The organism is Pseudomonas ulcerans (genome assembly GCF_036324125.1).
Lineage (GTDB): Bacteria > Pseudomonadota > Gammaproteobacteria > Pseudomonadales > Pseudomonadaceae > Aquipseudomonas > Aquipseudomonas ulcerans.
The window spans coordinates 24,188-36,043 of record NZ_JAZDQN010000021.1 but is presented as its reverse complement, the minus strand read 5'-3'; the positions used below and the strand labels follow the sequence as shown (position 1 = coordinate 36,043).

The 11,856-nt window shown below is 63.8% G+C and carries 10 protein-coding genes and 1 pseudogene; 1 reads left to right on the top strand and 10 read right to left on the bottom strand.

Translation table 11 applies throughout. The features are described 5' to 3' along the window. Positions 1-8: 8 nt before the first annotated feature. From V0R59_RS18670 to V0R59_RS18625, 10 genes and pseudogenes are all read right to left on the bottom strand, one after another. A pseudogene (locus V0R59_RS18670) lies at positions 9-266 on the bottom strand (PAAR domain-containing protein); the annotation flags it as partial. Next, positions 256-684, bottom strand: coding sequence for a type VI secretion system baseplate subunit TssE (gene tssE, locus V0R59_RS18665; protein ID WP_330075978.1), 429 nt, complete (start codon positions 682-684; stop codon positions 256-258). The pseudogene V0R59_RS18670 and the gene tssE, both read right to left, overlap by 11 nt. Before the next feature lie 8 nt (positions 685-692). Further along, a complete protein-coding gene (gene tssC, locus V0R59_RS18660) occupies positions 693-2,168 on the bottom strand; it encodes a type VI secretion system contractile sheath large subunit (protein WP_330075979.1) in 1,476 nt (491 codons plus the stop codon). Between the two features lie 23 nt (positions 2,169-2,191). Then, positions 2,192-2,698, bottom strand: coding sequence for a type VI secretion system contractile sheath small subunit (tssB, locus tag V0R59_RS18655; protein WP_330075980.1), 507 nt, complete (start codon positions 2,696-2,698; stop codon positions 2,192-2,194). A 32-nt stretch (positions 2,699-2,730) separates the two neighbouring features. Next, positions 2,731-4,296: a type VI secretion system protein TssA gene (tssA, locus tag V0R59_RS18650; protein WP_330075981.1), complete on the bottom strand. Its 1,566-nt coding sequence runs from the start codon at positions 4,294-4,296 to the stop codon at positions 2,731-2,733. A gap of 240 nt (positions 4,297-4,536) precedes the next feature. Next, positions 4,537-7,254 carry a magnesium-translocating P-type ATPase gene (mgtA, locus tag V0R59_RS18645; RefSeq protein ID WP_330075982.1) on the bottom strand — a complete coding sequence of 906 codons (2,718 nt, stop codon included), beginning with the start codon at positions 7,252-7,254 and terminating at the stop codon, positions 4,537-4,539. A gap of 204 nt (positions 7,255-7,458) precedes the next feature. Beyond that, the gene (locus V0R59_RS18640; protein WP_330075983.1) at positions 7,459-8,163 is read right to left on the bottom strand and encodes an MgtC/SapB family protein; all 705 of its coding nucleotides are present in this window, start codon (positions 8,161-8,163) and stop codon (positions 7,459-7,461) included. A 433-nt stretch (positions 8,164-8,596) separates the two neighbouring features. Beyond that, positions 8,597-8,893: a DUF3144 domain-containing protein gene (locus V0R59_RS18635; protein ID WP_330075984.1), complete on the bottom strand. Its 297-nt coding sequence runs from the start codon at positions 8,891-8,893 to the stop codon at positions 8,597-8,599. An 87-nt stretch (positions 8,894-8,980) separates the two neighbouring features. Continuing rightward, positions 8,981-9,643 carry a phytanoyl-CoA dioxygenase family protein gene (locus tag V0R59_RS18630; protein ID WP_330075985.1) on the bottom strand — a complete coding sequence of 221 codons (663 nt, stop codon included), beginning with the start codon at positions 9,641-9,643 and terminating at the stop codon, positions 8,981-8,983. 209 nt (positions 9,644-9,852) lie between these two features. Further along, positions 9,853-10,197 carry a hypothetical protein gene (locus tag V0R59_RS18625; RefSeq protein ID WP_330075986.1) on the bottom strand — a complete coding sequence of 115 codons (345 nt, stop codon included), beginning with the start codon at positions 10,195-10,197 and terminating at the stop codon, positions 9,853-9,855. Positions 10,198-10,633: 436 nt separating this feature from the next. On the opposite strand from V0R59_RS18625, the gene V0R59_RS18620 reads away from it, so the two are divergent. Then, positions 10,634-11,812, top strand: a complete 1,179-nt coding sequence (locus V0R59_RS18620) for an MFS transporter (protein WP_330075987.1) — start codon at positions 10,634-10,636, stop codon at positions 11,810-11,812. The last annotated feature ends 44 nt before the right edge of the window (positions 11,813-11,856 follow it).

Sequence of the window (11,856 nt, the reverse complement as noted above, 5' to 3'; positions counted from 1 at the left end):
GGCTAGCGGCCAATGAGTACCGTCGCGGAGCCAGCTGTCACCACGTTGCCTGCGCTCCCCTCGCTGTCGACCCTGGCAGCGGCTTTGCCATTGATCAGCACCGTTGAACTCAAGCGGCCGCACAACTCGCTGCCGCATTCGCTGGTATCGCCTTCGCGTGCCGCTGGCAGCCCGTCGAAGAGCACATTGGACGAGCCGCTGTTGATTGGATTGCTCTGGCCAGGGGTGGTTGGATCTCCCGTTCGGGCAGCGGGTTTACCGGACATCGAATGCTCCTTGGCGTAACGTGACCTGGCCGCTTCCATCGAGGTTGGCAATAAAGTGGACAGGGTATTTTTCGCCCTGGATCTCCAGCAGACCGTCGATGCAGAAGGCCAGCGTCAGGTGATCCAGGGCATGGGGTAATGACGTCACCCGAACCTGGCTCAAGCGCGGTTCATAGGCTTCGATGAAGCGTTCGATCGCGCTGCGGGCCTGGCTCAGGGCGTCGTGGAGGCTGAAGCGCAGGTCATTGAAATCCGGCAGGCCATAGTCCGGCAGCGTTTGTACGCTGCCGGCGCGAGTGCTGAGCATCCTGGCCAGATGGTTTGCCACCGACGCCGTGGTGCTGGCGTGTCCGGGCAGGTCATCGCCAGGGCCAGAGGCACGGTTCAAGCGCTCGAACAGGCTGCCGTGTCTCGACATGGCCGGCGTTATTCCTTGTCCAGCTTGCCGACCAGCGACAGGGTGAAATCAGCCCCCATGTACTTGAAGTGTGGGCGCACATTGAGACCTACCCGGTACCAGCCTGGCTCTCCTTGCACATCGCTGACCATAATCTCGGCAGCGCGAAGGGGACGTCGGCCACGGACTTCCGCACTCGGGTTCTCCTGGTCGGCGACGTACTGGCGAATCCACTTGTTCAACTCGTTTTCGAGATCGGTGCGTTCCTTCCAGGCACCGAGCTGCTCGCGCTGCAGCACTTTGATGTAGTGGGCGAGGCGGTTGATGATGAACAGATAAGGCAACTGTGTACCGAGCTTGTAGTTCAGCTCGGCGGTCTTGCCTTCCTCGCTGTTTCCGAAGTACTTGGGTTTCTGAACCGAGTTGGCAGAAAAGAAGGCCGCGTTGTCACTGCCTTTGCGCATGGTCAGGGTGATGAAACCTTCCTCGGCCAACTCGTACTCGCGCCGGTCGGAAACCAGCACTTCCGTCGGGATCTTGGTTTCGATCTCGCCCATGCTCTGGAAATGATGCAATGGCAGGTCTTCTACCGCGCCGCCGCTTTGCGGGCCGATGATGTTCGGGCACCAGCGGAACCTGGCGAAACTGTCGGTAATCCGCGTGGCCAAAGCGAAGGCGGTGTTGCCCCACAAGTAGTCCTCGTGGTGATTGGCGACATTTTCATTGAAGGCAAAGCTCTTGGCCGGATTGCTTTCCACGCCATAGGGTTCACGCAGCAGGAATCGAGGTGTGGTCAGGCCGATGTAGCGGGCGTCCTCTTCCTGGCGCAAGGATTGCCACTTGCTGAATTGCGGGCTTGCAAAATGGTCCTTGAGATCCTTGATGTCCGCCAGGCTGGTATAGCTTTCGAGGCCGAAGAACTTCGGGCTTGCGGAGGAGAGGAACGGGGCATGGGCCATGCTGGCGACACGGGATGCGTATTGCAGGGTCTTGATGTCCGGTGCGCTGGGATCGAAGTAGTAGTTGGCGATCATGGCCGCTACCGGCTCTCCGCCAAACTGGCCGTATTCGGCACTGTAGACATGTTTGTAGAGTCCTGACTCGACGACCTCCGGGCTGTCTTCGAAGTCATCCAGCAGGTCCTGCTTCGATGCGTTGAGGATCTCGAGCTTGACGTTTTCGCGGAACTCGGTGCGGTCTACCAGCATCTTGAGGCCACGCCAGGTTGATTCCAGCGCCTGGAATTCGCTGTGGTGAAGGATCTGGTCGACTTGCTCGCTGAGCCTGGCGTCGATCTGCGCGATCATCCTGTCGACCATCGCTTTCTTCACCGGCTCGCCGCCGTTCTGCGGTTTGAGCAACTCTTCGATGAATGCGGACACGCCCCGCTTGGCGATCAGGTAGCCGTCGTCCTCGGGGGTCAACTTGGTTTCAGCGATGATGCGGTCGAGGATGCCCGCGTCTTCAGTCGATTGCTGGATTGCTGCAGTTGCGCTGGTACTCATGGAGGGTTTCCTTGTGGTGGAGGTCAAGCGTCCGTTGCTGGGGTAGAGACCAGACCGAGTTCGTTGAGCACCCGGTCGCGTGATTCAGGTGTCTCCAGTGCGTTCTCGATGGCCTTGCGGAAGGCCGGGGCGTTGCCAAGTGGCCCCTTGAGCGCAACCAGTGCGTTACGCAGTTCCATCAGCTTCTGGAGTTCCGGTACCTGCTCGACCAGCCGATCAGGATGAAAGTCCTTCATCGACTGGATGCGCAGCTGCAGGGCAAGCTCGTCCTCGGTTGCTTCGTCCTGCAGGCGATTGGGAACGGCAATCGTCAGCTGTATCTCCTGTTTGGCCAGCACGTCGTCGAAGTTGTGCTTGTCGATGCTGATCGGCTTGCGATCCTCGATGCGCCGCTCATCCTTACGTTGTGTGAAGTCGGCGAGCACCATCAGTTTCAGCGGCAGCTCGGTTTCCTCGCGGGCGTTGCCCGTCGCAGGTTTGTAGGTAACGTTGATGCGTTCCTTGGGTGCCACAGAGCCGTCTTTGGCCATTAGCTGTCTCCATTTCTGGGTGGGGAAAAGGTTTATTCGAGTACTGCCTCGGGATCGAGGTGACACAGTCGCCGGTGTATTTCTTCCTTGCGTTCCCGAACCGCATGGTTCTGGGGCAAGTGGTCGCAGCAGTCATGCAGTAGCGCGAGAACCTCGAGAACGAGCGCCGGCTCCCACTCACCCAGGTTCGAGTCCTGTAGCCGTTGATCGAGCGCTTCGAGCTGCGGCTTGGCCAGCTCGTACTTTTTGCCCGCGATGCAGAGGCGGGCGATCGCCAGTTGCCAGAGGAAGAGCTCCCGACCGCCTGTCGCGACCTTCATGTCATGTTTGAGCTGCTGGACTGCGGCCTTGAGGCCGGATTTGTCGAGGGCGACGAGCGCCTCGGCAAGGGCGGACTCCCAGCGCGGCTGCACAGGATTTCCAGGTACGGGGGCGGTCGCCGGCGAGGCTGGTGTGGATCTCGCATGAGGCATTACATGAGCACTCAGCCACGCGCGTGTCTGCAGGTCTGCAAAAGGAGTTCCGTCGTGAAATTGCAGGGTTTCGAGCCCGGGCAGGCGTTGAAGGAAAAGGGAGGACTGGATCTCCAGCTCGCGGCTCGCCTGCTCGGCCTGAAGCGCTTGCAGGCACTCCCATGCCATGCGCTGTCCATCGAGCCAGAAGGGGGCGCGCGCGACTGCCGATTCGATGTCCATGAGCAGGTCTGCATACTTGCCTTGCTCGAACAGTTCACGGAAACGAAGGACTTTTTCAGCCGCAATGCCACGCAAGGAGGTCATGCGTTCGGTGTTGTGCTCAGGAAGGCCTTCGATAGGTAGCCACAGCAAGGTGCGGGAGAGACGCAATGCGCGGATGTCACTGACTTTCTGTTTGAGCCAGTAGGTACACAGCGGCCTGGCGTGCTCCTGCAGTGTGCGCAGGCACTTGTCAGCCTCTTTCTCGCTGTCTATGCAAACGCTAGACGACAGCACACGGGTGGCCACCTCCCGTACCTGGGCGATTGCTGCTCCAACGCTGCCCTGGGTGGGTTGGTCGAGGCCCGAACGAGCGACCATGTCCTCAAGGCGCCGGGAAAGAGGCAAAAGCAGTGGGGCTTCCGATCCCAGATGCTGGGAAAGCGTCTTTTCAAGGTCGCGAAGCACTTGCGCCAAGTGTCTGAACAAGGGCAACTGCTCAGCGATTGCCAGGTGTCCGGAAATTGCCTTGTCGAGACGGGGCAGGAGCCAGTTGAAGGCCGCGACACGGGTCCGCGACTTCCGTGGATGCAGGGTTGGCCAGAATGATTCGCATAGATGGTGCAGGAGCGTCAGGCCAGCCACCAACCCGGTGAACGATTCGCGCTGGTGCAGGGCCCAGGTCAACCAGATGGCGACACGCAGGTCTTTGCCGAGTGTTCCAAGGAAATGCTCGCAACCGGCGAGCACTTTCTGCCAGTCGACCTCGTTTGCATCGTGCAGCGAGAGATCCTTGGCCAGCTCGGCCTCAAGCATCTCGAACTCAGGAGAAAACCGTGCGTCCTCCCCGGTGGGCATTTCCGCTGCCAGGTCTGCGCTTGCAAGGTTGAAGTAATGCTCGATGAGCTTGTTCTTGTAATTCACGGTCGCTGCTGATTTGTAGGACTGAGAAGGGGGCGGTGGTCGCTTGTCTACCTTGGGTGCTGCATGAAGTGCTTGAGCAGGTGGGTAGGTAAAGGCGGAGAATGATGGTCCAGTTCTTATTGGATTGATGTGGGATGAGATCGATTGATCTTGTAGGAAGCGTCTCTATTTATCCTTGAGGGGCTGGGCTGCCCCTGCAGGCAAGCCAACCCCGACGAAGCGATTACGAGCAAGCCTGGTTTACTTCCAGCCATAACGCCGGGCAAACCAGCCCTTCATCACCTGCACTACCCCCACGTACCCCACCAGGATCGCCACCAGGAACGGGAAGTACGTCCACGGCAGCGTCTGCAGCTTGAAGTACCCCGCCAGCGGCGACATCGGCAGCAGCACGCCGATGGCCACGATCACCGCGGTCATCGCCAGCAACGGCCAGGCCGCACGGCTGTGCACGAACGGCAGCTTGCGGGTGCGGATCAGGTGCACCACCAGGGTCTGCGACAGCAGCCCTTCGACGAACCAGCCGGACTGGAACAGGGTCTGCTGCCCAGGCGTGTTGGCGGCGAAGACGAACCACATCAGCGCATAGGTCAGGATGTCGAAGATCGAGCTCAGCGGCCCGAAGAACAGCATGAATCGCCCGATGTCCTCGGCCTTCCAGCGCTGCGGGCTGCGCAGTTGCTCGGCGTCGACGTTGTCGAACGGGATCGCGGTCTGGGACACGTCGTACAGCAGGTTCTGCACCAGCAGGTGCAGCGGCAGCATCGGCAGGAACGGCAGGAAGGCGCTGGCCACCAGCACGCTGAAGACATTGCCGAAGTTGGAGCTGGCGGTCATCTTGATGTACTTGAGCATGTTGGCGAAGGTCTTGCGGCCTTCGACCACGCCTTCCTCCAGGACCATCAGGCTCTTCTCCAGGAGAATGATGTCCGCCGCTTCCTTGGCGATGTCCACCGCCGAATCCACCGAGATGCCCACGTCCGCCGCCCGCAGCGCCGGGGCGTCGTTGATGCCGTCGCCCATGAAGCCGACCACGTGCCCGCGCTGGCGCAGCAGGCGCACGATGCGTTCCTTGTGCGCCGGGGTGAGGCGGGCGAACAGGTTGCACTCGGCGGCGCGCTCGCTTAGCTGGCGGTCGCCAAGGGCGTCGATGTCGCTGCCCAGCAGCATGCCTTTCAGCGCCAGGCCGACCTCGCGGCAGACGCGGCGGGTCACGCGCTCGTTGTCGCCGGTCAGTACCTTCACCTCCACGCCCTGGCTGGCGAGCGCACGCAGGGCTGCGGCGGTGGTGTCCCGTGGCGGGTCGAGGAAGGCGATGTAGCCGGTCAGCAGCAGGTCGCTTTCATCGGCCACCCGGTACTGTTCGCGTGCCGCCGGCAACTGCCTGACCGCCACCGCGACCACCCGCAGGCCCTCGTCGTTGAGGCTGGCGGTATGCTTGCGGATGCGCTCCAGCAGCGCGGCGTCGAGCGCCACGTCCTGATCGCCGATGCGCACCCGGCTGCACACCGCCAGCACTTCCTCCAGCGCGCCCTTGCAGATCAGCCGATGGCCGTCGCCACGCTCGCCGACCACCACCGACATGCGCCGGCGCTGGAAGTCGAACGGGATCTCGTCGACCTTGGCGAACTGCTCGCCGAGGCGCGCCATGCGCCCGCTGTCGGCATGCTCCAGCACCGCCACGTCGAGCAGGTTCTTCAGCCCGGTCTGGTAGTGGCTGTTGAGCCAGGCGTCGTCGAGCACGGCATCGCACCGGGTGCCGAGCACGTCGGTATGCCGCTCCAGGACGATGCGGTCTTGGGTCAGGGTGCCGGTCTTGTCGGTGCACAGCACGTCCATGGCGCCGAAGTTCTGGATGGCGTCGAGACGCTTGACGATGACTTTCTTGCGCGACAGCACCACCGCACCCTTGGCCAGGGTCGAGGTGACGATCATCGGCAGCATTTCCGGGGTCAGGCCCACCGCGATGGACAGGGCGAACAGCGATGCCTCCAGCCAGTCGCCCTTGGTGAAGCCATTGAGCAGCAGCACCAGCGGCGCCATCACCAGCATGAAGCGGATCAGCAGCCAGCTGACCTTGTTCACCCCTTGCTGGAACGCGGTGGGTTCGCGGTCACTGCTCAGCACCCGCTCGGCGAGGTTGCTGAAATAGCTGTGCTGGCCGGTGCCGACCACCAGCGCGCGGGCGCTGCCGCTGACCACGTTGGTGCCCATGAAGCACAGGTTGTCGCGCTCCAGCGGGCTGCCGGCGGCGCCGCGATGGGGCTGGGCGAACTTCTCCACCGGCAGCGATTCGCCGGTGATCGCGGCCTGGCTGACGAACAGGTCCTTGGCTTCCAGCACGCGCAGGTCGGCGGGGATCATGTCGCCGGCGGAAAGCAGCACCAGATCGCCAGGCACCAGGTCGCGGAAGGGGATTTCCACCGCGCCGCGCCGGTCGGCACCCGGCACCCCCGGACGCAGCACGCTGGCGGTGTTGGCCACCAGGGTTTTCAGGCGTTCGGCGGCGCGGTTCGAGCGCGACTCCTGGAAGAAACGCAGCAAGGTCGAGATCAGCACCATGCTGCCGATCACTGCGGCGGCCTTGATGTCCTCGGTAATCCACGACACCAGCGCGAGCAGGCTGAGCAGCAGGTTGAACGGGTTGCGGTAGCACCACCACAGGTGGCGCAGCGGCGAGACGGGTTTTTCCTGGTCGACCACGTTGGCGCCGGCCTTGGCTCGAATGGCTTCCACGCGGCCGGGGTCCAGGCCTTCGGCACGGCTGCCGAAGTGCTGGAAGAGGGCGTCGTTGTCGAACTCGGCGACCTGTGCCAGCTGGCGCACGAAGTCAGGCGGGAGGTTCCCGCGGGCCTGGCCGTTGCGCAGCAGTTCAAGGATCGCCTGGCGGCGGAAGTGGCGGCTCAGGCCGTGGTCGAACAGGGCCAGCAAGCGCCGGCCGAAGGTTTTGAAGAGCATGATGCACTCCTGGGCGGTCGCGTCGGCGCGACCACCAAAAGGGTTTGCGGAGCGCAGGGTGCGCGCTGCCGCCGGGCAGGCCGGGCGACAGCGCGAGGAGAACTCGCTAGCGGCCGCCCGGCCGGGGTCTGGGTGCTACGGGACTGGGGTCGGGGTTCATGGCCGGGCTCCGGATGCTCCTGTCGGGTGGGTGGGAAGGCCGCTTCAGTCAGCGGCCAGTTCGAAGACTTGCCAGCGCACCGAGCTGACGCCTTTTTCCAGGCTGATGCGGCTGACCAGGCGTTCCAGCTGGCTGGTGGCGTCGTGATTGCCGAGCAGTTCGGCGCGCACTTCCAGCTTCACCGGGTTGGCCTGGTCCTCGCTGTGCAGCGACTGCAGGCGCAGGCTGGCGCCGTCGAAGCTGTGCAGCATCAGGCTGCGCACCTGGATTTCATCCTCGGCGCGGCAGACGATCTCGACGCTGTAGCGCTGCTCGGACTCGCTGGCGGGCACCACGTCCTGATGGTTCAGGCGCTGGGCGATGTCGCGCAGAAGGATGTTGGCGCAGAGCACCACCAGGCTGCCCAGCGCGGCCTCCAGCAGCAGGCCCATGCTGCACAGCACGCCGATGGCGGCGGTGCACCACAGGGTGGCGGCGGTGTTGAGACCGCGCACGTTGAGGCCGTCGAGCATGATCACGCCACCGCCGAGGAAACCGATGCCGGAGACCACGTAGGCGGCGATGCGCGAGGCGTCGCTGGCAAGGCCAGGCACGCTTTGGGTCATCAGCACGAACAGGCAGGCGCCGGTGCTGACCAGGGCGTTGGTGCGCAGGCCGGTGAGGCGCTGGCGCAGTTGTCGTTCGGCGCCGATCAGGGCACCGAGGACGAGGGCTGCGGCGGCGCGCAGCAGAAAGACTTTCCAATCCATGATTCACCTCTTTCTCCGGCCAGGGGCCGGCGCTGGCGCAGGTCGTCGACCGGCGCGAATTCGGGTTCTGGATGGCGAAAGGTCACCGCGCGTCGCCGGGCCGCTCGAGTGCGGCCTGGGGAGGCGGGGAGGGAGAATGGGGATGCGTCATCCCGGACGGGATGCGGATCGCCACTGTCCGCTGTGATCAGCGAGACAGTGGCAGGAGAAAGGCTGCCGGACGTGCTCGCTGTTCAGACCTGTCGCAATCGACTGGGGCAACTGTCCAAGGCAGGACTCCTGTGTGATGAGAAATTGCGGCGCACCATACGCCCGTGAAAGGGATGGGTCAAGCGCTTCGCTTGACCTTTCACAGGCTCAGTGTAGAGCCGCTGCGCGGGCCGTGGAGGGCGGCTTCGATGAAAGATTCGACATGTTCGCGAGGCGGCGCGGATCAGCCCTGGTTGCCGAGCATGTAACGGTCGAAATTGGCGATGTGATCGTCGAGGTTGTCTTCCAGCATCATGCGGTACTGCTCGCTGAAGTACTTCAGCAACTCCTCCCGTGCCGCGGCCATCTCGTCGGCCGACTTGAAGCTGCGGGCGCTCATCCAGGCGTTGAAGCGGCTGGCGCCGAAGGTCATCGAGGCGCTGACCTTGCCCAGGTCCTGGAGGCTTTCGATCTGCTGGTTGGCCAGGTTGATATGGGCGTCGGCGCGGTCGTAGAAAGTGTCGTCGGTGGCTTGGGACATGGGGAAGGCCTTGAAGGTGGGACGGAGCGGGGCGGATTGGAGCATGTTTGCCGGCCCGGCGCCATGCGTGCGGCTACGACGGGCCGTTCAGGGCAGTGTGAAATCCGCCGGCTCGAAGCGCTCGCGGGTGTCCATGCGCACATTGCGCAGGTGCTCGGTCTGTTGCAGCGAGGCGTAGGTGCGTTCCGCGCTGTAGCCGGCCAGGATCGAGCGGCGGCGTGCCCCCGAGGGGTTGAGGCTGGCGCCGTGGACCAGGTCGACGTCGAAGACCAGCACGTCGCCGGCGTGCCCGGACAGCTGTATCGCCGGGGTTTCATCGTCGAGGTCTATCGCCTCGATGCGGTGGCTGCCCGGTATCAGGCGGGTTGCGCCGTTCTCCGGGCCATAGTCGTCGAAGTAGGCCATGGCGGCGATGGAGTCGCCGGGGCGCTCGACCCACATGTCGCGGTGCAGGCGCTGGTAGCCGCCGCCGGGCAGTGGATCGCGGCCTTCCACCTGGGACAGGAAGAAACGCTCGCCGATAAGTGCGCCCACGGCTGCCAGTACCGCAGGCAGGCGGCATACCGCCTGGATCGTCGGGTCGGTGTCGAGCAGCGAATGCAGCCAGTCAGCGCGGCGAGGCAACGGCCATTCGTGGGAAGGCCGCGAGCCGGCGTCGAAGGCATCGCGCAGCGCGTCCAGCCAGTCGGCCGGGATGGCCTGGCGCAGCAGGATGTAACCGTCTCGGTGGAGTTGGTCGCGCAAGGTCATGGTGGCTGGGGTCGTGGGGGGAGGGGATGAGCGTAGCGTCGGGCAAAGAGGGATGTCAATTTGATATCTCTGGTTGCTATCACGGTACCTGTGGGAGCGGGTTCACCGGGACGCCGGACCGCCGCGATTGCGTCGGTGAATCCACCACCGTAATCGCGGGTGAACCCGCTCCCACAGGGTCCGCTCTGAATCAATGAGTTATGCGGTGTCTACATGGGATCAGCCTGCCCCTTGATCCCGCGCAGCAGTGATTCCACTACCGCTTCCGAAATCTCCAGCGAATGCTGGGTGGCCCAGAGCAGCCCGGCGAAACGCCGGTCCACCATTTCACAGGCCTGGGCATTGGTTTCGAAGGCCGCCTTGAGGGTCATCGCCAGGTGCACCAGTGCGTCCTCGATACTGGCGCCGGCGCAGACGGCGAACAGGGGGACGTGGGCGCCGTTGCAGGTGCCGAAGTGGGCATGTGCGGTCTTGATGGAGGAGGTTGCGGGATGCTGTGGGGCGTCGCTGGGGGACTGCTCCGACAGCGGGGGATCGGGTACCAGCTTTTTCATGACGTACTCCTATTCCGTGAAAGGGCATGCCACGAACGCGCTGTCAAACGAGAGGGTGGCAGCTGTGCGCGGGTTGACAGACCAGGGGAATAGAAGAAAACCTGGCGCACCCGAAGGTGCCCACACGCACAGCCGCCATAGCGTCAGCCAGCGCTTCAATTCCCAACGGCCTGTCAAAGCCGATCGCCAAAACTCAGCGACCGGCGAAGACTAGGTGCCCATTTCCAGGAGTGCAACGGCTGCGACGGCGCGGAAGTATGATTGGGAAATTGCCTACAAGAAAGCCGGAAATTGCGCAGTTTTCATTGCTTTATATGACACCTTTCGCCCCATCGACACCGTCGATACCCCCTATGTATTTCAATCATTTCCCTATCTGCCCGTAGCCAAGCAGACTCCCCGGCGTATCCCCTCCTGCCGATTCAAGGACCGAGTCATGACGCCACCCACGTCTTCCCGCAACCCCTGGCTGGCCGTAGCCGCCGTGGCCCTCACCATCTTCTCCGTGGTGACCACGGAAATGCTCCCGGTCGGCCTGCTCAACCCCGTCGCCGAAGCGCTCGACACCTCCCTGGGCACGGCCGGCCTGATGCTTTCGCTGCCTGCCTTGCTGGCCGCGCTGTTCGCCCCGCTGGTGGTGATCGGTGCCGGTGGCACCGACCGGCGCGTCATTCTCGCGGTGCTGCTGGGCCTGCTGGTCCTGGCCAACCTGGCGTCGGCCCTGGCACCGACCTGGCACTGGATGCTGGCCGCGCGGGTGCTGGTCGGTTTCTGCATCGGTGGCACCTGGGCCATCGCCGGCGGCCTGGCGATACGCCTGGTGGACGCGCGTTCGCTGGGGCTGGCCACTTCGATCATCTTCGGCGGCGTCGCGGCGGCCTCCGTGCTGGGTGTGCCGTTGGGCGCGCTGGTGGGCGATTTCGCCGGCTGGCGCTGGGCCTTTGCGGCCATGGCGGCGTTCAGCGTGGCGGTGCTGGTGTTGTTCCTCGCGGTGGTGCCGCCGCTGCCGGTCAATGGCTCGGCGACGTTGCGCCAGTTCGTCGAACAACTGGGCAATCGCGCGCTGGTCGCCGGCCTGGTATTGACCCTGTTGCTGGTGGTCAGCCACTTCATGGCCTTCACCTTCGTCCGTCCGTTGCTGTCGTCGTTCTCCGGCTTCGACGGGCAATGGATCGGCGTGTTGCTGCTGGGCTATGGCATCATCGGCAATTTCCTCAGTGGCACTCGTGCCGCGCACCAGCCGGCACGGGTGCTGACCTGCATCGCCCTGGGGCTGTTGCTGACACCGCTGCTGTTCGCCAGCCTCGGCAACTCCAACCTCGGCGGCGCCCTGTTGCTGCTGGGCTGGGGGCTGGCCTACGGCGGTGTATCCGTGGGCCTGATGACCTGGGTGATGCATGCCGCGCCTCGGGCCATCGAAGTCGCCACTGCGCTGTATGTGGCGGTGTTCAACGCTGCGATCGGCCTGGGCTCGCTGCTGGGCGGCACGATGGTGGATGGCGCAAGCCTGCTCGCCAATCTGTGGCTCGCCGCCGCCATTGCTGCCGCTGCGCTGTTGCTCACCCTGGGCATGCACCGCGCTGCGAAGACGAACGCCGTCGCTGGCGAGGCCTGAGAAACGCAATCAGGGCTGGTTTTATTGTTGCAGTTGCAATTACA